Below are 20011 nucleotides of genomic sequence, written 5' to 3'. Positions count from 1 at the left end.
GGTCTCAGACGCGCGCGGCCTCCGTGGCGGCGCGCGCGGCGGCGAGGCCCGCCTCGAGGTCGGCCTTCAGGTCGTCGACGTTCTCGATGCCAACCGAGAGCCGCACGAGACCGGGCGTGACACCGGTCGTGAGCTGCTGCTCGGGCGTGAGCTGCGAGTGCGTCGTCGACGCCGGGTGGATCACGAGCGACCGCACGTCGCCGATGTTGGCGAGGTGGCTGAACAGCTGCAGGTTGTCGACGAGGGCCCGGCCGGCGTCGACGCCGCCCTTGAGCTCGAACGACAGCACCGCGCCGACGCCCTTCGGGGCGTACTTGTTCGCCGCCGCGTACCACGGGCTCGACGGCAGGCCCGAGTAGTTCACGCTCGCGACGTCGGGGTGGTTGTCGAGCCACTCCGCGATCTCCTGTGCGTTCTGCACGTGGCGCTCGATGCGGAGCGAGAGCGTCTCGATGCCCTGGATCAGGAGCCAGGCGTTGTTCGGCGCGATGGCGGCCCCGAGGTCGCGCAGCAGCTGGACGCGCGCCTTGATCACGTACGCGAGGCCGTCGCCGACCGCGGCCGTGTAGCTCGCGCCGTGGTACGACGGGTCGGGCTCGGTGAGGCCGGGGAACTTCTCGACGTTCTTCGACCACTCGAACGTGCCGCCGTCGACGATGACGCCGCCGATGACCGTGCCGTGGCCGCCGAGGAACTTGGTGGCCGAGTGGATGACGATGTCGGCGCCGTGCTCGAACGGGCGGATGAGGTACGGCGTCGCGATCGTGTTGTCGACGATCAGCGGGATCCCCGCCTCGTGCGCGATGCCCGAGACGAGCTCGATGTCGAGGATGTTGATCTTCGGGTTGCCGATCGTCTCGGCGAAGAACAGCTTCGTGTTCGGACGCACCGCGCGGCGCCACTCGTCGGCGTCGTCCTGGTTCTCGACGAACGTGGTCTCGATGCCGAGCTTCGCGAGCGTGTACTTGAAGAGGTTGTACGTGCCGCCGTAGATCGACGACGACGAGACGATGTGGTCGCCGGCCTGCGCGATGTTCAGCACCGCGAACGTCTCGGCCGCCTGGCCGGAGGCGACGAGCAGGGCGCCGGTGCCCCCCTCGAGGGCGGCGAGGCGCTCCTCGACGACCGCCTGGGTCGGGTTCATGATGCGCGTGTAGATGTTGCCGAACTCGGCGAGCGCGAACAGGTTCTGCGCGTGCTGGGCGTTGTCGAAGACGTAGGACGTGGTCTGGTAGATCGGGGTGGCCCGGGCGTGCGTCACCGGGTCGGGTGCGGCGCCTGAGTGCACCTGCTTCGTCTCGAAGCGCCAGTCGGCGGCGTTCTCGCTCATTGAGGTCTCCTTCTCGATGGCGGGAAGAGGGCCCCCGCCGGGCCCGAGCCACGTTACGACCGCGCCCCGGCGCGGGCAATGGACCCCGACACACGGCGTAATCGCGTCAGGGAGACGTCAGGCGCCCGCCCTGGGCTCATCGGGCGGTGCCGGCGATGCGGGCGGAGCGGGCGGTGCGGGCGGTTCGGGCGGATCGCCGTCGGTCGTCGCCGACGGCGGTGGCGACGGCAGCGGCGGCATCGCGCCCGGCGGCAGCACCAGCGTGCCCGTCGCCGTCGACGGCTCGGGCCGGAACAGCCACCTCGCCCGTGGTTCGACGAGCGGGCGGAACACCCGCCGCACGGGCTTGAGCGACAGCACCACCGAGATGCCGATGCAGAACAGGATCATCGCGGGCAGGACCCAGAACGGCTGGTCCCCCGCGAGCATCCCGGTCTCGCGGAACGGGAACAGGATGAAGGTGTGCAGGAGGTAGATGTACATCGTGGCGGTGCCGAACGGCGTGAACCACGTCGTGCGGCGCGGCATGAGCACGAGGAACGCGACCGAGAGCAGCATCGCGAAGAGCAGCAGCGCGAGGCGGATGGCGCCCGACCACGGCTCGTCGTAGCCGATCGCCTGGTACGACTCGTCGTAGAGCATGAAACGCCGCAGCTTCAGGTCGCGCCACGTCTCGATGGCGATGGGCATCACCAGGAGCACCGCGGTGAAGACGGCGATCGCCCCGGCCCGCCACCGCCAGGCGACCCTCGACGGCAGGTCGAGCCAGCGACCCGTGAGCTGCCACTGGCGGAGCTTCCAGCCGAACACGAAGAACGGCAGCATCCCCAGCGTGCGCGAGAGGGCGAGCGTCGCGTCGATCGACTCCGTGTAGCCCGCGCCGATCGAGATCGCGATCGCGATGAGCAGCGGGAAGCGCAGCAGCACCAGGTAGGGCAGCATGATGCGCCACACCGCGAGGGCGATCAGGAACCACAGGGTCCACGACGCGGTCGTGTAGTCCAGCTCGAACGCGCCGCCGAGCGCCCACCTGACGATCGTCCAGATCGTCTCGAAGATGAAGAAGGGGAAGACGATGTCGGTGAGGATCTGCCGGAGGGCCCGCGCGTTCGGCGGCCCCGACTTCGCGAAGTAGCCGCTGACCGTGACGAACACGGCCACGTGGAACGAGTAGATGAACAGGTAGACGCTGTACGCGACGTCGTCCTCGGAGATGAGCGGCAGGATGCCGTGGCCGATCACCACGAGGGTGATCGCGATCCACCGCGCGTTGTCCCAGAGCGGCACGCGCCGCCTCCGCGTCGGGGGCGTCGCGTGCGGCCTCGTCTGCATCGTCCCATTCAACCCCAACGGCCGCGCGGATGCCTCGGCCGTTGCGGTCGCGCGCATTCCTCCGGGGGTGCGCCACAATGGGCGCATGGATGTGCTGCGAGCGGTCGTGACCGGTGCGAGCTCCGGGATCGGAGCGGCGACCGTGCGCGCCCTCCGCGCCGCCGGATGGGACGTGGTCGGCGTCGCCCGCCGCGAGGATCGGCTGCGGGAGCTCGCCGAGGAGACCGGGGCATCCGTGTTCGCGGCCGACCTGACCGACCAGGGCGACGTGGACGCCCTGCGCGCCCACCTGGCCGCGACCGGCCCGCTGCACGCGCTCGTGAACAACGCGGGCGGCGCGAAGGGCCTCGACTCGGTCGAGGACTCCTCCATCGAGGACTGGGCGTGGATGTTCGAGGTGAACGTGCTGGCGTTGAAGCGGGTCACGAGCGCGCTGCTGCCACTGCTCCGCCGCGGCGCGGTCGAGCGCGGGGTCGCCGACATCGTGAACGTCACGTCGATCGCCGGCCACGTCGCCTATGCGGGCGGCGGCGGATACAACGCGGCGAAGTTCGCCGCGCACGCGCTGACCGAGGTGCTCCGGCTCGAGCTGAACGGCGAGCCGCTCCGCGTGATCGAGGTGGCGCCCGGCATGGTGCGCACCGACGAGTTCGCGCTCGTGCGATTCGGCGGGGACCGCGCCAGGGCCGATGCGGTGTACGACGACGTGCCCGAGCCGCTCCTGGCCGAGGACATCGCCGGCGTCATCGCGGACGCCGTGCAGAAGCCGCGGCACGTCGACCTCGACCTCATCGTCGTGAAGCCCGTGGCCCAGGCGGCGCCGTACCGCCTCGCGAAGGGCCCGCTCGTGGTGCGAGCGGAGACCCCGGAATGAACCTCCGGGGCCTGCCGGAGGGCGACCCGGCCACGCATCGTCGCCGACGCTACGTCGACGCGACGGGGCGCACGCTCGCCCTGCTGGGCGTGGCGTTCGTCATGGCGTACACCGTCTACGTGCTGTGGCCCGACCGGCCGCAGTGGGTGACGACGTTCGTGATCGTCATCCTGATCCTGACCTGGGTGATCTTCGTCGTCGACGTCGCCATCCGGATCCTGCTCACGCCGCGCGGTCGACGGTGGCACTACGCCTGGCACCATCCGTTCGAGGTGCTGTCCGCCATCCTGCCGGTGTTCCGCGCGCTCCGCGTCGTGGGCCTGCTGCAGGACCTCCCCGTGCTGAAACGGCACACGCCGACCGCGGTCCGGGCGCAGTTCATCATCCTCGCGCTCGCCTACGCGTTCGCCTGGGTGTTCTTCCTCGCCCTCGCGACCCTGCAGGCCGAGCGCGACGCACCCGGCGCGAACATCACCACCTTCGGGGACGCGATCTGGTGGGCGCTCGTCACGATCGCGACCGTGGGCTACGGCGACACCTACCCGGTGACCGCCCTCGGCAGGTTCTACGCGGTGCTGCTCATGGCCGGCGGCATCGCGATCGTCGGCACCGCGTCGGCGACGATCATCTCCTACCTCAACGAGCGGGTCGCGGGCCTCCGGCACCAGGGCGACACGCTGGCGCCGCCCTCGCTCTCGACCGGCGAGGAGCCGGATCCGGGGGCCACCGCCGCCCTGCCGCCTGCCGGATCGGCGGCCGGAGTCGCCGACGCCGAGCACGAGCATCCGGCCGGAACCGCCGGGTAGCCTGTCGGGATGACCTTCGATGCGAACGACGCCGCGACGGGCGTCGACAGGATCCGTCGCGAGATCCTCACCTGGGAGGAGTTCGGCGATGCCGCTCGCCGACTCGCGGGCGACGTGCTGCGCTCCGGATTCCAGCCCGACGTCGTGATCGCGATCGCCCGCGGCGGACTGCTGCTCGCGGGCGCGATCTCGTACGCCCTCGGCACGAAGGCATGCGGCTCCATCAACGTCGAGTTCTACTCGGGGATCGACGAGCGGCTCCCCGAGCCGGTGCTGCACCCGCCGATGCTCGATGCGCCGGCACTCGGCGGCAAGCGCGTGCTGCTCGTCGACGACGTCTCCGACTCCGGTCGCACGCTCGCGAAGGTCGTGGCGATCATCCGCGACGAGGGCGCCGAGGTGCGCACCGCGACGCTCTACACGAAGTCGCACACCGTGCTGGTGCCCGACTTCGACTACCGGCGCACCGACGACTGGATCGTGTTCCCCTGGTCGGCGCTCCCTCCGGTCGACGCCGCGCAGGGCGCCGCGTGAGCGTGCACCTCGTCGGCGGCGGCGCGACCTCCCGGGCGGATGCCCCGCTGTACGCGCCGTTCGTCGCCGAGGCCGTCCTGCGGGGCGGCGCCGCCGGACGCGCGCGACCGCGCATCGCCGTGATCTCGCTGCACCCCGAGGCCGGGGAGAAGGCGGCGGCGCTCGCCGATCTCCTGGTCGCGGCCGGCAGCGGCGGCGAGATCGAGGTGCACCTCACCGCAGGGCGACCCGGCGAGCCGATCGGGCTCACCGCGATCGCCGATGTCGACGCCATCGCCGTGGGCGGCGGCGTCGTCGAAGACGTGCGTGCCGGCCTCGAGCCGCTGTTCGGCGAGGTGCGCCGGCTGGTCGCCGGCGGGGTGCCCTACCTCGGCGTCTCGGCCGGCGCGATGATCGCGGCGGAGGGCTCGCTCGGGAGCGGTTCGCGCATCGGCGGCGTGCTCGTCGCACCGGAGGACCCGGAGGAGCCGGGGGTCGAGCTCGAGATCGAGGCCGGCATCGGCCTGGTCGACGTGGCCATCGAGGCGCACGTCGCCGAACGCGGCATGCTCTCCCGCCTGGTCGCCGCCGTCGAATCCGGCCTCGTCGGCGGCGGGCTCGGCATCGACGAGCGGACGGCGCTGATCGTCGGCGACGGCGGCCTCCGGGTCGAGGGGAGCGGCAGCGTCTGGCGCGTCCTGCCCACCGACCAGGGCGTGCTCGTCTCCACGATCGGAGCCTGAGATGCCGAAGTCCCTCGACGAGCTCGCCGCCGTCGGGCTCATCGACGCGGGATGGGCGCGCGCGCTCGCCCCGGTCGCCCCGCGCATCGCCGAGCTCGGCGACTTCCTCCGCGCCGAGACGGCGGCCGGACGCGGGTACCTGCCGAGCGGCGATCGCGTGCTCAGGGCGTTCGGCGCACCGCTCGACGACGTGCGGGTGCTCATCGTCGGCCAGGACCCGTACCCCACGCCGGGGCATCCGATCGGCCTCTCGTTCGCGGTGGATCCGCACGTTCGACCCGTTCCGCGCAGCCTCGCCAACATCTACCGTGAGCTCGCCGACGACCTCGGCGTCGAGACGCCGGCGCACGGCGACCTCACGTCGTGGAGCACGCACGGCGTGATGCTCCTGAACCGCGTGCTCACCGTGCGGCCGGGAGCGCCCGCGTCCCACCGGGGCAAGGGCTGGGAGGATGTCACCGACCACGCGATCCGCACCCTGGTCGCACGCGGCACGCCGCTCGTGGCGATCCTCTGGGGGCGCGACGCGCAGGGCCTCAGGCCGCTGCTCGCCGACACGCCCGTCATCGAGTCGGTGCATCCGAGTCCGCTGTCGGCGAGCCGGGGATTCTTCGGCTCGCGGCCGTTCAGCCGCGCCAACGCGCTGCTCGAGGCGCAGGGCGGCGAGCCCGTCGACTGGCGGCTGCCCGTCTGACCGTCGCGACATCCGGTCGCAACGCGGGCGAGGTAGTCTGGCGCCATGCTCGAGGAGGAATACCAGCAGCGCCGCGTGCTGCCCCCGCACCTGCGCCGGGTCGAGCCGCCCGAGGCGCCCTTCGAGTTCGCCATCCGCGACGCCCGGCTCGCGGACATGCCCGCCGTGCGGGAGATCTACAACTACTACGTCGCGAACTCCACGGTCACGTTCGACGAGGACGCGATGACCCTCCGGGAGTGGAAGGCCAAGTTCTCCTACCTGCACAAGCTCGGCATGCCCTTCCTCGTGGCGGAGTCGCCGAGCGGGCAGCTGCTCGGCTATGCGCTCGTCACGCCGTGGAAGCAGAAGCGCGCCTACCGGTACACCGTCGAGAACTCGATCTACCTCGGACCGGCCGCCGCGGGCAAGGGCCTCGGGCGCGCGCTCCTCGGCGAGCTCATCGAGCGGTCGCGAGCCGCCGGCCTGAAGGAGATCATCGCGGTCATCGCCGACCAGGGCGCCGAGGCGTCGATCGCGCTGCACGAGAAGTTCGGCTTCGAGGAGATCGGCCGCATGGGCCGGGTGGGCTTCAAGTTCGACCGCTGGCTGGGCACCGTGCTGCTGCAGAAGTCGCTCAAGTAGCCCCACGGATGCCGCGGGCATCGCCCGTAGGCTCGGAGCATGACCGAGCTGCACGAGTACACCGCCCTCGAGCTCCACCAGCTGCTGCAGCGTCGCGACGTGTCGCCGGTCGAGCTCGCGGAGCACTTCCTCGGCCGGATCGCGCGGCTCGACGGCGCGATCGGGGCCTTCGCCACCGTGACGCCCGAGGCGGCGATCGCCCGGGCCCGTCACGTCGAGGAGCACGTGCCGACCGCCGCCCCCCTGTGGGGGATGCCGCTCGCGGACAAGGACCTGCATCGGCGGGCGGGCGTTCCGGCGCGGTTCGGGTCGCGCGCGTTCACGGACTTCGTGCCCGACGACTCCGACGAGCTCGTGCGGGCGGTCGATGCGGCGGGCGCCGTGAGCCTCGGCAAGAGCGCGACCCCCGAGTTCGGGCTTCCGTCGTACACGGAGGGGCTCGCCGGCCCGCCGACGCGGAACCCGTGGGACCCGTCGCTCGGTGCGGGCGGCTCGAGCGGCGGAGCCGCGGCCGCCGTGGCATCCGGAATGCTGCCCTTCGCGCCCGGATCGGACGGCGGGGGGTCGATCCGCATCCCCGCGGCGGCGTGCGGCCTGGTGGGCGTGAAGCCGTCGCGCGGACGGGTTCCGGCCGGCTCGGGGCTCGCGAGCCTCGCCGGGCTGGGCGTGGCGGGTCCGATCGCGCGCAACGTCGCGGATGCCGCGCTGCTCCTCGACGGCATGATCGCGCCGGCCGGGTATCCCGCCGCCCATCGCTTCGCGCTGCGGGCGCCCGGCGACGACGGACCCTACCTCGGCACCGCCATCCGCGGCGAGGGACGCTTCCAGGTCGGCGTGATGACGGACTCGCCGTGGGACGAGGCCTACGAGATCGCGCTGGACGAGGACGCGCGTTCCGCGTTCGATCGGGCGATCACCGTGTTCGACGGGCTCGGCCACGGCGTCGAGGCGATGGCGCCCGAGCCCGAGCCCGGCTACCCCGCGGCGTTCCGCACCATCTGGCAGGCGGGCGCGGCGACCATCCCCGTCGACGGCGAGGCCGAGGCGTTCCTCGAGCCGCTCACGCGCTGGCTGCTCGAACGAGGTCGCGCCGTGCCCGCCCGCCGGCTCGCGGAGGCGCTCGAGTGGCTGTCCGGATTCGAGGAGCGCGTCATCCGGAGGTTCGCCCCGTTCGACGCCGTCATGACGCCCGCGCTCGCACTCACGCCGCCGCCGGTCGGCTGGTACGACCAGCAGGACGGCGAACGGAACTTCGCCCAGCAGGTGCAGTTCACGCCGTTCACGTCGTTCGTGAACGTCGCCGGGCTGCCCGCCGTCACGGTGCCGGTCGAGGAGACGCGCGCAGGCGTGCCCATGGGGGTGCAGCTCATCGGCCGGCCCGGCGGCGAGGCGACGCTCTTCTCCCTCGCCGCGCAGCTCGAGCGTCGGGTGCGTCGCGGGCACCGGCATCCGCCGAACTGGTGATCGGCGACCGTGCATGACGTCACGATTCACGACCGCCGGCACCATGTGCAAGACTTAGGTAATGCTTACCTCACTCGCTGAAGCCGCGCCGCGTGAGCGCCCCGCCTACCGCAGCTTCCGGGTGCAGGTGGCCCGGGTCGAACGCCTCGCACCGCATTTCACGAGCGTGACCTTCTCGGGCGACGACCTCGACGGCTTCGGCACGGCCGGCCTCGACCAGCGCGTGAAGGTGGTGCTCCCGCTGCCCGAGATCGGGTTCGCGACGTTCCCCGAGGGCGACGACTGGTACGGCTCGTGGCGTGAGCTCCCGTCCGAACTGCGCAACCCCTTCCGCACCTACACGGTGCGCGCGGTGCGCCCCGACGTGCGCGAGGTCGACGTGGTGTTCGTGGGCCACGGCGACGCCGGACCCGCCTCGGCGTGGGCGGCCACGGCCGCGCCCGGCGACGAGCTCGTGCTCATCGGCCCCGACGAGCTGAGCCCCGGCCGCACGGTCGGCATCGACTGGCGCCCCGGCGACGTCGACACCCTGCTGCTCGCGGGCGACGAGACGGCCGCACCCGCGATCGCGTCGATCCTCGAGTCCCTGCCGGCCGACGCCACCGGGATCGCCCTCATCGAGGTGCCCGCGCACGGCGACCGGCTCGAGGTGCGCGCCCCCGCCGGCGTCGAGGTGCGCTGGCTCGCCCGCGAGGACGCCGGATGCCTCCATGGCGGCCTGCTCGTGCCGGCCGTGCGCGACTGGGTCGTGCGCCACCTCGCCGCGCTCGGCCTGGCCCGGGCCGCCGACCTCGACGAGGCGGCCGCCGCGCTCGCCGCGGCGGAACGGGCCGACCTGCCCGACACGCCCCTGTGGGACGTGCCCGAGGGGCACAGTCTCGACGGCGGCTGCTACGCCTGGCTCGCTGGCGAGGCATCCGCCATCACCACCCTGCGTCGCTTCCTCGTGCGCGAGGCGGGCCTCGACCGCCGGCAGGTGGCGTTCATGGGCTACTGGCGCATGGGTCGCGCCGAGCTCGACTGACGAGGGGTGACCGAACGGATGCCGCGCGCCGCCACGGTGACGCACCCGACCGGCACGCCCGATCGGCGCGGTGCCCGACGCCTCCCGCCCATCGCGACCCTCTCGATCGCGGCCGGACTGCTCGTGCTCGTCGCGCTGGCGAGCCTCGCGATCGGCACCCGGCAGGTGCCGCTCGACGTGGTGTTCGGAGCGTTCGCCTCGCCGGTCGCCGGTGATGCCGACCAGGTCGTCGTGCGCGACCTGCGGCTGCCGCGGGCGGTGATCGGCATCATGGCGGGCGCCGCGCTCGGCGTGGTCGCCGCGCTCCTGCAGGGCGCGACCCGGAACCCGCTCGCCGACCCCGGCCTGCTCGGCATCAACGCGGGCGCCTCGCTCGCCGTCGTGGCGGCGATCGCGTTCCTCGGCGTGGCCTCGCCGTTCGGATTCATCTGGTTCGCATTCGGGGGTGCGGCGGTGGCCGCCGCGGTGGTCTTCGCGATCGGGTCGACCGGCGGCGCCGGCGCGACCCCCGCCAAGCTCGCGCTCACCGGTGCGGCGCTGACGGCGGCGACCACGCCGCTGGTCACCCTGCTCCTCATCAGCGACGAGGGCACCCTCTCGCAGTTCCGGTTCTGGTCGGTCGGCTCGCTGTCGGGGCGTGGCCTCGAGACCGCCGCGGTGCTCTGGCCGTTCCTCGTCGCGGGGCTCGTGCTGGCCGCCTGGCTCGCCGGCCGGCTGAACCTGCTCGCGCTCGGCGACGACGTGGCGCGTGGCCTCGGCGTGCGACTCGCGACCACCCGCGTCGTGACGGCCGTCGCCGTCATCATCCTCGCGGGCACGGCCACGTCGCTCGCCGGCCCGATCGCGCTGCTCGGCCTCGCGGTCGCCCACGCCGCGCGCGGGCTGGTGGGCGGCGACTACCGCTGGATCACGCCGCTGGCCGGTGTGCTCGGGGCGATCGTGCTCCTCGCGGCCGACGTGATCGGTCGCGTCGTGGTGGCGCCGGCCGAGCTCGAGGCCGGGATCGTCGCCGCGATCGTCGGCGCGCCCGTGCTCATCGCGCTGGTGCGCCGCACCAAGGGGACGTCGCTGTGAGCGTCGCGCCCGCCGTCGTGCCCACCGGACCGGGGGAGTCGGTCCACCCCCTCGCGGTCCGGGTCGCCGCCGCCAGGTCGCGAACCCATCGCCGCGCGACGACCGTCGTGGCCGTCGGGTCGCTGTTCGCGCTGGCCGCGGCGACCGCGTCGCTGCTCCTCGGCGCGGCGGGGCTCGGCGTCGGGGACGTGCTCGCCGCGCTCGTGGGCCAGGGCTCGCCGAAGGCCGAGTTCGTGATCGTGCGCCTGCGCCTGCCCCGCGTGCTCGCCGCGATCGTCGCGGGCACGGCGCTCGGCCTCGGCGGCGCGCTGTTCCAGACGACCCTGCGCAACCCGCTCGCGAGCCCGGACATCCTCGGCGTCACCGGCGGCGCGAGCCTCGCGGCGGTCGGCTCGATGCTCCTGCTCGGCCTCGAGGGGCCTGCGGTGTCGCTCGCGGCGTTCGCGGGCGCGCTCGTCGTGGCCGCCCTGATGTGGGGCCTCGCGTGGCGCGACGGGCTCACCGGCATCCGCTTCGTGCTCGTCGGCATCGGGCTCGCGTCGATCGTGTCGGGCCTGCTCGGCTGGCTGATCACGCGGGCGGAGGTGCGCGAGGCGTCGGAGGCGCTCGTCTGGATGGTCGGCGGCATCGCCGGCGTCGGCTGGCCGGAGCTCGGCACCGCCGGGTCGACGCTCGCCGTGCTCCTCGTGCTCACCGTCGCCTTCTCGCCGCGGATGCCGCTGCTCGCGCTCTCCGACGACAGCGCGCGCTCGCTCGGGCTCGACGCGACCCGTGCCCGCGCGACGGCGATCGTGCTGGGCGTCGGGCTCGTCGCGGTGGCGACCGCGCTCGCCGGACCGATCGCATTCGTCGCGCTCGTCGCGGCGCCGATCGCACGCGCCCTGGTGGGGCACGGGCAGGCCGCGCTCGCGGCATCCGCCGTGGTGGGCGCCGCCATCGTGCTCGTCGCCGACCTGGTGGCCCAGCACGCGTTCACGGGCTTCGCCGTGCCCGTCGGCATCGTGACGGGGCTCATCGGGGCCCCCTACCTGCTCTGGCTCATCGCCAGGGGCAATCGGAGAGGATCGGACGGATGACCCCGCCAGCACCGCATGCGCTCCGCGCCGATGCGTTGACCCTCGCCTACGACGGCCGCCGCGTCGTCGAGGGCCTCGACCTCGAGATCCCCGACGGCCGCATCACGGCCGTGGTCGGACCGAACGCGAGCGGCAAGTCCACGCTGCTGCGCGGGCTCGCGCGCCTCATGCGCCCAGAGGCCGGGCGGGTCACGCTCGACGGCCGCGACATCCGCTCGTTCGCGCCGAAGGAGTTCGCGCGCCGCGTGGCGGTGCTGCCGCAGCAGCCGGTGGCCCCCGACGGCGTGCTCGTGGCGGAGCTCGTGTCGCGCGGGCGGCACCCGCACCGCGGCTGGTTCGGCGGCCGCTCGAGCGACGACGACCGGATCGTGGCCGAGGTGCTCGAGGCGACGGGCACCGCCGAGCTCGCCGACCGTGCGGTCTCCGAACTGTCGGGCGGACAGCGCCAGCGCGTGTGGATCGCGATGGCGCTCGCGCAGCGAGCCGACATCGTGCTGCTCGACGAGCCCACGAGCTTCCTCGACGTGAGCCACCAGCTGGAACTGCTCGACCTGCTCACGGAGTCCAATCGCGAGCACGGCACGACGGTCGTCATGGTGCTGCACGAGTTGAACCTCGCCGCGCGCTACGCGGACCACCTCGTCGTGGTCGACGGCGGCCGCATCGCCGCCGCAGGGGAGCCGGCCGCGGTGATGACCGCCGAGACGGTCGGCGCCGCCTTCGGGCTCGACTGCGTCGTGACCCCCGACCCCGTCGCGGGCTCCCCGATGATCGTGCCGATCGGTCGGTTCCATCGGGCCTGACGTTTAGGTTAGGCTAACCTCAATCCACCCACTCGAAAGGGAGTTCATGCACGCCCGACGCACGATCGCCGTCCTGGCCGCCGCCACCGCGGCCGCCCTCAGCCTCGCCGGCTGTTCCACCGCCGCGCCCGACGGGAACGGCTCGACCGCAGCCGCCGACGGTGGCTTCCCCGTGACGATCGAGCACGCGTTCGGCGAGACCGAGATCCCCGCCGCGCCCGAGCGCGTGGCGACCTGGGGCTGGGGCAGCACCGAGGCGGCGCTCGCCCTGGGCGTCGTGCCCGTGGCCATCGGCCAGCAGGCCTACGGCGCGAACGAGGACGGCGTGCTGCCGTGGGTCGCCGAGGAGCTCGACGAGCTCGGCGAGGAGACCCCCGTCATCCTCACCGATGACGGCGAGGCGCCCCCGTACGAGGAGATCGTCGAGGCCGCTCCCGACGTGATCCTGGCGCCGTACTCGGGCATCACCGAGGAGCAGTACGAGCTCCTCAGCGAGATCGCCCCCACCGTGGCCTACCCCGACGAGCCGTGGACGACCCCGTGGCGCGAGACCGTCACGATCGTCGGCACCGCCCTCGGCAAGGCCGACGAGGCGCAGGGCGTGCTCGACGACCTCGACGCCGAGCTCGCCGCCCAGGCGGAGGCGCACCCCGAGCTCGAGGGGCAGACCGTCGCCGCCGTCTGGGATGTCGCCGGCACCTTCTACGTCTACACCCCCGAGGACTCGCGCGTGGAGTTCCTCTCGGCCCTCGGCCTCGAGGACGCGCCCGCCGTCGCCGAGCTCGCGAACGGTGACTCGCCCTTCTACTACACGCTCTCCTACGAGCAGCTCGACCAGCTCGACTCCGACCTGATCATCAGCTACCACGACACGCAGGAGGAGGCCGACGCCTTCCTCGCGTCCGCGCCGATCCAGGCCATCCCGGCGGTCGCGCGCGGCCAGGTCGCGCAGGTCGTCGGCACGGAACTCATCGCCGCGGTCTCCCCGCCCACGGCCCTGTCCTTGACCTACGGGCTCGACGAGCTCGTCGCGTCGCTCTCGGCCGCCGCCCAGTCCGCGGACTGAGCGCGTCGCGCCTCGCTGCGCGAAGCCGGCACGCGAACGGCCCGGATGCCCGCACACTGCGGCATCCGGGCCGTTCGACGTCTCAGCGCCCGGTGCGGTGCTGCCGCGCCCGACGTTGCTTCGGAAGGTAGCCGCCGGCCTCGAGTCCCGCCTCGATCTCGAAGCGGTTCCCGAGCGGATCGCGGCCGGCGATGAGGTACAGCAGCGGGAACAGCATGCCGTAGGTGCGCCACTGCCGCTGGTGCACCACCTCGTGGCCCAGCACGAGGTCGCCCGCGTTGCGATCGGTGAGGTAGCAGCCGCCGACGCACGACCCGCCGCGTCCGAACGTCCACTTCGGCATGCCGGTGAAGACGATGAGCCCGTGGCGGACCTGGACCGGACCCGTGCTCCAGATGAAGCCCCACGTGAAGCCGACCGCCGTCGCCCACCAGTAGCCGGCCCGGCTGATCGGCGAGTCCGTGAGCCGGATGCGCACCGTCGGCCCGCTCACGCGGCGGCCTTGGGGCGGCCGAGGTCCTCGAGCAGTCGCAACCACACCTCGCTCATGGTCGGGAACGCCGGCACCGCGTGCCAGAGACGGTCGACCGGCACCTCCCCGACGACGGCGACGGTCGCCGCGTGCAGGAGCTCGGCGACGTCCTGTCCCACGAACGTCGCACCGAGCACCACCCCGCGCTCGGCGTCGACGACGAGTCGCGCCCGGCCCTCGTAGCCGTCGGCGAGGATGCCCGCGCCGCTCGCCGACTGCATCGGCACGTCGGCGATCCGCACCTCGACGGCGGCCCGGGCGGCCTCCGCCTCGGTGAGCCCCACCGACACGCACTCGGGCTCGGCGAAGACCACCTGCGGCACCGCGGCGTGGTCGGCGGTGGCGGCGTGCACGCCCCACGGCGTTGCGTCGACGGGACGGCCGAGCGCACGGGCGACGATGACGTCGCCCGCCGCGCGACCCTGGTACTTGCCCTCGTGGGTGAGCAGCGCCCGGTGGTTCACGTCACCGACGCCGTAGAGCCACTCGCCGTCGCCCTGGGCGTCGGCGACCAGCATCGTCTCGTCGACCGTCAGCCACGAGCCCGGCTCGAGCCCGACGGACTCGAGGCCGACCGTGCGGGACCGGGGCGTGCGGCCCGTCGCGACCAGCACCTCGTCGGCCGTCACCGTGGACTCGTCGTCGAGCGTGATGACGACCTCGCCCGACGCGTTGCGCTCGACCTGCGTGGGCTCGACACCGAGCCGCACGGTCGCGCCGAGCCCGCGCAGCCCGGCCGCGACCGCCTCACCGGCGAACGCCTCCATCCGTCCGAGCAGCCCGCTGCGGGCGAGCACCGTGACCTGCGTGCCGAACCCCGCGTAGGCGGTCGCCATCTCGCAGGCCACGACGCCGCCGCCGATGATGGCGAGCCGGGCGGGCGGATGCTGCACGCTCGTCGCATCGCGACTCGTCCACGGCTCCGCCTCGGCCAGGCCGACGACCGGCGGGATGACGGGGTCCGATCCGGTCGAGAGCACGACCGCGTGCCGGGCCACGAGCGTCACCTCCGAGCCGTCGGGGTGCTCCACGACGACCCGGCGCGGACCGTCGAGTCTCCCGTGGCCCCGCTCGAGCCCGATGCCCGCGCCGGCGACCCACTTCGCGGCGCCGTCGTCGGTCCAGTCCGAGACCCAGAAATCGCGGCGGCGGAGCACGGCGGCCACGTCGAGCTCGCCCGTGATCGCCTCGGCGGCGCCCGGAACGCGGCGCGCGGCGCGCAGGGCCGCCGCACTGCGCAGGAGGGTCTTCGACGGCACGCACGCCCAGTAGGAGCATTCGCCCCCGACGAGCTCGTGCTCCACGAGCACCACGTCGAGGCCCCCGGCCCGCGCCCGGTCAGCGACATTCTCGCCGACGGGGCCCCCGCCGACGACGACGACGTCCACCTCGCGCTCCATGTGTCTCCCTCCGGCCCGGGCGGCGCCGGGCAGCGTGGTCCCAGCCTAGGCAGGCCTGCCGACGGGCGACACCCGTCGCGCGGTCAGTCCGATCCGGTGGCGGATGCCGCGTCGCCGACGTCCGACGCGCGCGCCGCGCCGCCCGACGTGAGCGCGGCGACGAGCCGCAGGATGGTGGGCAGGTCGTCCTCCGCGGCCTCGGGGGAGCTCGGTGCGAATCCCGCGATGGCGGCGCCCGCCAGCGGGAACCGGGCCGCCACGGCCCGCAGCAGCGCGACGAGCGTCGCCGTCTCGATGCCGAACGGCATCGGATACGAGAGGCCGGCGAGCGCGGAGGGGTCGAGCACGTCGAGGTCCACGTGCACGAACACCTGCGAGGCGCCGGTGTCCTCGAGCGCGGCGATGACCATCGAGGGGTCGGAGAGGTCCTCCACGGTGAGCACGGCCACGTCGTGCTCGTCGATGAAGCGGCGCTCCTCGTCGTCGATCGCACGGATGCCTCCGAGCACGAGCCGCGCCGGCGCGACCCGGGTCTGCTCGTCGAGGGCGAGCCCGTCGGCGCCGTCGCCGGCGATCGCACGCAGGGTCATGCCGCCGAAGCCGCCGGAGGGCGACGACTCGGGGGTGTTGAGGTCGGGGTGCGCATCGAGCCAGAGCACCGCGAGGTCGCCACCGGCACGCCGCGACGCGTGGGCCACCGCGCCGAGCGACGCGCCGCAGTCGCCACCGACCGTGATGGCCAGGTCGGGCACCTGGGCGAGCGCCTTCTCGGTGCGCTCGCGCACGCGCCGGAGCGCGCTGTACCTGGCCACGCCGGTGCCGAGGGCGTCGCCGGCCTCCACGGGCACCTCGACGAGGATCGTGGCGGCGGCCGGCAGGTCGCCGAGGATGGCGACCGCGCCGTCGGCGTGGCTCATCGCGCGCGACGAGACGGAGCCCTGCCATTGGGGAACGACGACGAACGTTGCGGGCATGCCTCACACAGTATCGCGCTCGCCCCGCGTCACGTCACTGGTCGGGAAACCGCACGAGGCGCGCCTGCACGGCCAGCCCGAAGCTCGCGACGATCATGAACCCCAGGCCCAGCAGGCCCCCGATGGTCGTCGCGAGCACCGTCGCGACGGCGTTCACCCCGATGAGCACGAGGGTCGTGCGCCACGCCCAGCGGCGACCCGTGAGGCCGGTCGCGATCGCGGAACCCACGAGCAGCCCGACCCGCACCGACAGGTCGATCGGGCTCCAGACCGGCAGCCCCGACAGCGCGAGCACCGCTCCCATCAGCAGGAGGAGCGTCCACGTGCCGAAGAGCCACCAGCTCGAGGGGCCGGCGGGCCGGACCGCCTCGGCATCCACGACCCGCTCGTCGACGATCCGGACGCGGCGGCGGGCGGTGGCGCCACCGGTGGCGCCGCCGTCGCCGCCCTCGCCGGGACCCCCCTCCCGGCCGCGGATCCGGTCGACCGCCGTCCGGAGCAGCACGTCGCGCGCGCGGGTGACATCGACGAAGCGTTCGCTCGCGGCGCGCACGTCGGCCGCCGGCCTGCCCGCGAACCGGTCGGGATGGAGCTCGCGCGCGAGGTGCCGGTAGGCGCGGTCGATCTCGGCTCCGTCGGCGTCCCGCCGGACGCCGAGCACCGCGGCGGCCTCGTCCGGCGTCATACTCGAACGCTACCGCCGCCTCGCTGGATCCGGGCTTCGCATCTGCCTCCTCGGGTGGGACCGGGGCGGGTGCCCACCGGGAACGAGCGGATGCCGCGACCGTCGCGGGCCGCGGCATCCGTCATCGCAGCCGCTCAGCCCGAGATCTGGCCCCGCGACGAACCGCCGGCCTTCAACTCCGCAAGACGCGCATCGACCTCGGTGAGCTCGCCGAGGTCGTCGAGCTCGTTGAACTGCGCGTCGAGGCTCGAGGCGGCGAGCTCGGCCTGGCCGCGGACGACGGCCTCCTCGCGGCGGATCTTGTCCTCGAAGCGGCCGATCTCGCTGGTCGGGTCGAGGATGTCGATCGACTTGACCGCGTCATGCACCTGCCGCTGCGCCTGGGCGGTCTTCGCGCGGGCGACCAGCTCGGAGCGCTTGTTCTGCAACTGGACGAGCTTCTCCTTCATGCCGTTCAGCCCGCTCTTGAGCTTGTCGACCACCTCGGTCTGCGCGGCGATCTGCGGCTCGGCGGCCTTCGCCTCGTTCTCGGCCGAGATCTGGCGACTGAGGGCGACCTTCGCGAGGTTGTCGAACTTGTCGGCATCCACCGCGTCTCCGGCGCTGCGCAGCTCGTCGCCCTTGCGGCTCGCGGCGAGGGCCTTCTCGCCCCACTCGCGGGCGGCCTCCACGTCCTCGCGGTGGTCGTCCTCGAGGAGTCGCAGGTTGCCGATGGTCTCGGCGATGGCCGCCTCGGCGTCGGCGATGCTGTTCGTGAAGTCGCGCACCATCTGGTCGAGCATCATCTGCGGATCCTCGGCCTGGTCGATGAGGGCGTTGATGTTGGCCCGCAGGAGTTGCGAGATGCGGCCGAAGATGGACTGCTTTGCCATGGTCGTTCCTTTCGGTGGTGGTCGATGGGTCGTCTGGTCGTCTGGTCGGCTCAGGTGCCGGTTCGGGTGGTCGCGGCGCTCAGAATCTGCCTCCGCCCCCGCGCCGCGAACGCGTGGCCGAGCCGCCGAAGCTGCCGGGGGACCGTCGGCCGCCGCCGCCGCCGCCGAAGCCGCCGCCGAAGCCGCCGCCACCACCGCCGAAGCCGCCGCCGCCCCCGCCGCCGAGGACCGAGTTGATGAGGATGCCGCCGAGGACCGCGCCGAAGAGGTCGCCGCCGCCCCCGCCGCCCTGCGGCGCGCCCATGCCTCCGCCGAGTCCGCCCCCGAACCCGCCCGCGAAGCCGCCGACGTCCTGCTGGGCGAGGGACATGGCGGTGCTCGCCAGCGACTCCGCCCGCTGCGCCGTCGCGAGCGCACCGGCGGGGTCGACCTGCGCCTGGCCCTCCGCCTCCACGAGCAGGCGGCCGGCCTCCGCGAGACGGGTCCTGGCCTCGGCCCCGACCGCGCCGCGGCGGGCGACGAGGTAGTCCTCCGCGGCCTGAACCCGCGCGCGCGCGGTCGCGAGCGTGCGTCCGAGCTGCGCCTGCGCGCGCTGCACGCGCACCGCAGCCTCGCGCGCGCCCGCGATCGCCGCGTCGATCTCGGCGTTCACCTGCTCGATGCGGGCATGGGCCGCGAGCGGATCGCGTCCGGGGGCGCCCATCGTCGCCCGGATCGCGGCGGCATCCGCGGCGACCCGGTCGGCGAGTGCCGCGGCGTTCGCGTCGTCGAGCGCACGCCCGGTCTGCACGTCGTGCTCGAGGTCGGCGACGCCGGCGGCCACGGCCGCATCGGCGGTGGCGAGGTCCGCGGCGAGGCGGTCCACGGCGTCCGCGAGGAGGTTCGCCTGGTCGACCGCTTCCTCGGCCGCGCGGATGCCGACCGCGGCGTCGCTCGGCCGTCCCTCGGTGATCGCGGCCGCGGCCTCGTCGAGCTCCTGCTTGGCGAAGCCCAGCCGGGCCTCCGCCTGCGCCGGGTTGTCGGCGACGGGGGCGACGGCGGAGGGCGCGTACTCCCGGGTGATCGCCGCGAGCCGGTCGGTGGCGGGCGCGATGCGCGCGGCCGCCGCCGTGGCCTCGGCCTGCACGCGCTTCAGCTCCGCCGGGGCGTTCCGCTCCAGGGCCCGAAGCGCGTCGAACCGCTCGGCCTGCTCGTCGAGCACCGCGTCGGCCTCGTCGGTGAGGCGGATGATGCCGCCGTACCACGCGCGCCGCTCCTCGTCGCTGTCGGGCGTCGCATCGTCGAGCTGCTGCTGGAGCGCGAACGCCTCCGCGAGCTTCGCCTTCGCGCCGTCGAGCGCCGCGCGGAAGTCCGCCGTCGCCTCCTCGCCGTAGGAGGCCACGGCGAAGCCGAGCTCCTCCTCGCTGGTCTTCACCGCGTCGTCGGCCTGCACGAGGGCGCCGCCCGCCTGCCGCCGGAGCTCGTCGATCGAGGGCGGGGGAGGCCCGGGCGCGGGTCCGCCGGCGCCGCCCTGCTTCCGGGAGCGACGGCGGGCGAGGATGATCGCGATGATCGCGACGACGACGGCCGCGATGACGAGGAACCACACCCAGCCCCAGCCGCCGCCCCCGCCACCGCCGCCTCCGTCGCCGAGGGCGTCGGCGGTGTCGATCGCCGCCTGCGCCCAGTTGCCGTCGCGGAGCTGCGGCTCGATGACCTCGAGCATGATGCGTTGCAGGTCGTCGTCCGACACCGACGCCTCGGAGTCCGCCGAGAGGTAGTACGCCCGGCCGTCGATCGCGACGGCGAGCAGGTAGTCCTCGGCGCCCATGTTGTTGGCGATCGCCGTGTCGTTGGCCCACGCGTCCGCAGCCTCGGGGTTCGTGAACTCGTCGACGTAGGCGACGAAGAGCTGTCGACCGGTCGCGTCGGCCGTCTCGTCGATGGCGGCCTCCACCTCGGCGAGTCGACCGTCGAGCGCGCCGACGGTGTCGACGACGGGGCTCGATCCGAACCCGACCGGATCCTCAGCCCACGCGGCCGCCGGTGCGCCGATCGCGAGCATCGCCCCGATGATGATCCCGAGAACCGCGGACTTCCGACGTGACGACGCCATGCACCAGTGCCTTTCCCCCGTCCCAGCGGA

Annotated in this window: 20 protein-coding genes; 12 read left to right on the top strand and 8 right to left on the bottom strand. The window is 73.7% G+C overall.

Annotated features, from left to right (window positions below):
• Positions 1–4 precede the first annotated feature (4 nt).
• Positions 5–1330, bottom strand: a complete 1326-nt coding sequence (locus EV187_RS01345) for a bifunctional o-acetylhomoserine/o-acetylserine sulfhydrylase (RefSeq protein WP_130351241.1) — start codon at positions 1328–1330, stop codon at positions 5–7.
• A gap of 117 nt (positions 1331–1447) precedes the next feature.
• Positions 1448–2662 carry an acyltransferase family protein gene (locus tag EV187_RS01335; RefSeq protein ID WP_207221704.1) on the bottom strand — a complete coding sequence of 405 codons (1215 nt, stop codon included), beginning with the start codon at positions 2660–2662 and terminating at the stop codon, positions 1448–1450.
• Positions 2663–2747: 85 nt separating this feature from the next.
• Between EV187_RS01335 and EV187_RS01330 the strand changes: the two genes are divergently transcribed.
• The 12 genes from EV187_RS01330 to EV187_RS01275 all read left to right on the top strand — a co-directional run bounded on the left by EV187_RS01330 (position 2748) and on the right by EV187_RS01275 (position 13423).
• Positions 2748–3536 (top strand): SDR family oxidoreductase, encoded by a 789-nt coding sequence (locus EV187_RS01330; protein WP_130351240.1) that lies wholly within the window; start codon positions 2748–2750, stop codon positions 3534–3536.
• Positions 3533–4342 carry a potassium channel family protein gene (locus EV187_RS01325; protein WP_130351239.1) on the top strand — a complete coding sequence of 270 codons (810 nt, stop codon included), beginning with the start codon at positions 3533–3535 and terminating at the stop codon, positions 4340–4342. The genes EV187_RS01330 and EV187_RS01325 overlap by 4 nt, the downstream gene beginning before the upstream one ends.
• A gap of 9 nt (positions 4343–4351) precedes the next feature.
• Positions 4352–4876, top strand: coding sequence for a phosphoribosyltransferase (locus tag EV187_RS01320; RefSeq protein WP_130351238.1), 525 nt, complete (start codon positions 4352–4354; stop codon positions 4874–4876).
• Positions 4873–5598 carry a Type 1 glutamine amidotransferase-like domain-containing protein gene (locus EV187_RS01315; protein ID WP_130351237.1) on the top strand — a complete coding sequence of 242 codons (726 nt, stop codon included), beginning with the start codon at positions 4873–4875 and terminating at the stop codon, positions 5596–5598. Before EV187_RS01320 ends, EV187_RS01315 begins: the two co-directional genes overlap by 4 nt.
• Before the next feature lies 1 nt (position 5599).
• On the top strand, positions 5600–6292 hold the full coding sequence (locus EV187_RS01310) for a uracil-DNA glycosylase (RefSeq protein WP_130351236.1): 693 nt from the start codon (positions 5600–5602) through the stop codon (positions 6290–6292).
• Between the two features lie 45 nt (positions 6293–6337).
• The gene (locus tag EV187_RS01305) at positions 6338–6916 is read left to right on the top strand and encodes a GNAT family N-acetyltransferase (protein WP_130351235.1); all 579 of its coding nucleotides are present in this window, start codon (positions 6338–6340) and stop codon (positions 6914–6916) included.
• A 39-nt stretch (positions 6917–6955) separates the two neighbouring features.
• Positions 6956–8380 (top strand): amidase, encoded by a 1425-nt coding sequence (locus tag EV187_RS01300; RefSeq protein WP_130351234.1) that lies wholly within the window; start codon positions 6956–6958, stop codon positions 8378–8380.
• Positions 8381–8441: 61 nt separating this feature from the next.
• The gene (locus EV187_RS01295; protein ID WP_130351233.1) at positions 8442–9404 is read left to right on the top strand and encodes a siderophore-interacting protein; all 963 of its coding nucleotides are present in this window, start codon (positions 8442–8444) and stop codon (positions 9402–9404) included.
• Positions 9405–9410: 6 nt separating this feature from the next.
• Positions 9411–10478, top strand: coding sequence for a FecCD family ABC transporter permease (locus EV187_RS01290; RefSeq protein ID WP_242609375.1), 1068 nt, complete (start codon positions 9411–9413; stop codon positions 10476–10478).
• On the top strand, positions 10475–11554 hold the full coding sequence (locus EV187_RS01285) for a FecCD family ABC transporter permease (RefSeq protein WP_242609374.1): 1080 nt from the start codon (positions 10475–10477) through the stop codon (positions 11552–11554). Before EV187_RS01290 ends, EV187_RS01285 begins: the two co-directional genes overlap by 4 nt.
• Positions 11551–12357, top strand: coding sequence for an ABC transporter ATP-binding protein (locus tag EV187_RS01280; protein ID WP_130351232.1), 807 nt, complete (start codon positions 11551–11553; stop codon positions 12355–12357). Before EV187_RS01285 ends, EV187_RS01280 begins: the two co-directional genes overlap by 4 nt.
• Before the next feature lie 46 nt (positions 12358–12403).
• The gene (locus EV187_RS01275) at positions 12404–13423 is read left to right on the top strand and encodes an iron-siderophore ABC transporter substrate-binding protein (RefSeq protein ID WP_130351231.1); all 1020 of its coding nucleotides are present in this window, start codon (positions 12404–12406) and stop codon (positions 13421–13423) included.
• Between the two features lie 82 nt (positions 13424–13505).
• Here the strand turns inward: EV187_RS01275 and EV187_RS01270 are convergent, their stop codons facing one another.
• The 6 genes from EV187_RS01270 to EV187_RS01245 all read right to left on the bottom strand — a co-directional run bounded on the left by EV187_RS01270 (position 13506) and on the right by EV187_RS01245 (position 19981).
• Positions 13506–13916 carry a Fe-S oxidoreductase gene (locus EV187_RS01270; RefSeq protein WP_130351230.1) on the bottom strand — a complete coding sequence of 137 codons (411 nt, stop codon included), beginning with the start codon at positions 13914–13916 and terminating at the stop codon, positions 13506–13508.
• On the bottom strand, positions 13913–15355 hold the full coding sequence (locus EV187_RS01265; protein WP_130351229.1) for a dihydrolipoyl dehydrogenase family protein: 1443 nt from the start codon (positions 15353–15355) through the stop codon (positions 13913–13915). Before EV187_RS01265 ends, EV187_RS01270 begins: the two co-directional genes overlap by 4 nt.
• An 83-nt stretch (positions 15356–15438) precedes the next feature.
• Positions 15439–16329 carry an arginase family protein gene (locus EV187_RS01260; protein ID WP_130351228.1) on the bottom strand — a complete coding sequence of 297 codons (891 nt, stop codon included), beginning with the start codon at positions 16327–16329 and terminating at the stop codon, positions 15439–15441.
• Positions 16330–16363: 34 nt separating this feature from the next.
• Entirely contained in the window at positions 16364–17014 is a 651-nt protein-coding gene (locus EV187_RS18485) for a J domain-containing protein (protein WP_207221703.1), read from the bottom strand.
• A gap of 134 nt (positions 17015–17148) precedes the next feature.
• Complete coding sequence (locus EV187_RS01250; RefSeq protein WP_130351227.1) at positions 17149–17886, bottom strand: PspA/IM30 family protein; 738 nt, start codon at positions 17884–17886, stop codon at positions 17149–17151.
• Positions 17887–17965: 79 nt separating this feature from the next.
• Complete coding sequence (locus tag EV187_RS01245; RefSeq protein WP_165391062.1) at positions 17966–19981, bottom strand: TPM domain-containing protein; 2016 nt, start codon at positions 19979–19981, stop codon at positions 17966–17968.
• Positions 19982–20011 lie beyond the last annotated feature (30 nt).

This window comes from Agromyces ramosus (genome assembly GCF_004216665.1).
GTDB classification, from domain to species: domain Bacteria; phylum Actinomycetota; class Actinomycetes; order Actinomycetales; family Microbacteriaceae; genus Agromyces; species Agromyces ramosus.
Note: the sequence above shows the minus strand (reverse complement) of the source record. Positions and strands in the feature narration are given on the sequence as shown.

Bases quoted from the DNA above. Each gene is read 5' to 3' on its own strand.
- EV187_RS01265 (WP_130351229.1), bottom strand. From the start codon at position 15,355: ATGGAGCGCGAGGTGGACGTCGTCGTCGTCGGCGGGGGCCCCGTCGGC.
- EV187_RS01260 (WP_130351228.1), bottom strand. From the start codon at position 16,329: ATGCCCGCAACGTTCGTCGTCGTTCCCCAATGGCAGGGCTCCGTCTCG.
- EV187_RS01275 (WP_130351231.1), top strand. From the start codon at position 12,404: ATGCACGCCCGACGCACGATCGCCGTCCTGGCCGCCGCCACCGCGGCC.
- EV187_RS01320 (WP_130351238.1), top strand. From the start codon at position 4,352: ATGACCTTCGATGCGAACGACGCCGCGACGGGCGTCGACAGGATCCGT.
- EV187_RS18485 (WP_207221703.1), bottom strand. From the start codon at position 17,014: ATGACGCCGGACGAGGCCGCCGCGGTGCTCGGCGTCCGGCGGGACGCC.
- EV187_RS01345 (WP_130351241.1), bottom strand. From the start codon at position 1,330: ATGAGCGAGAACGCCGCCGACTGGCGCTTCGAGACGAAGCAGGTGCAC.
- EV187_RS01295 (WP_130351233.1), top strand. From the start codon at position 8,442: ATGCTTACCTCACTCGCTGAAGCCGCGCCGCGTGAGCGCCCCGCCTAC.
- EV187_RS01330 (WP_130351240.1), top strand. From the start codon at position 2,748: ATGGATGTGCTGCGAGCGGTCGTGACCGGTGCGAGCTCCGGGATCGGA.
- EV187_RS01310 (WP_130351236.1), top strand. From the start codon at position 5,600: ATGCCGAAGTCCCTCGACGAGCTCGCCGCCGTCGGGCTCATCGACGCG.
- EV187_RS01300 (WP_130351234.1), top strand. From the start codon at position 6,956: ATGACCGAGCTGCACGAGTACACCGCCCTCGAGCTCCACCAGCTGCTG.
- EV187_RS01280 (WP_130351232.1), top strand. From the start codon at position 11,551: ATGACCCCGCCAGCACCGCATGCGCTCCGCGCCGATGCGTTGACCCTC.
- EV187_RS01250 (WP_130351227.1), bottom strand. From the start codon at position 17,886: ATGGCAAAGCAGTCCATCTTCGGCCGCATCTCGCAACTCCTGCGGGCC.
- EV187_RS01335 (WP_207221704.1), bottom strand. From the start codon at position 2,662: ATGCAGACGAGGCCGCACGCGACGCCCCCGACGCGGAGGCGGCGCGTG.
- EV187_RS01325 (WP_130351239.1), top strand. From the start codon at position 3,533: ATGAACCTCCGGGGCCTGCCGGAGGGCGACCCGGCCACGCATCGTCGC.
- EV187_RS01305 (WP_130351235.1), top strand. From the start codon at position 6,338: ATGCTCGAGGAGGAATACCAGCAGCGCCGCGTGCTGCCCCCGCACCTG.
- EV187_RS01245 (WP_165391062.1), bottom strand. From the start codon at position 19,981: ATGGCGTCGTCACGTCGGAAGTCCGCGGTTCTCGGGATCATCATCGGG.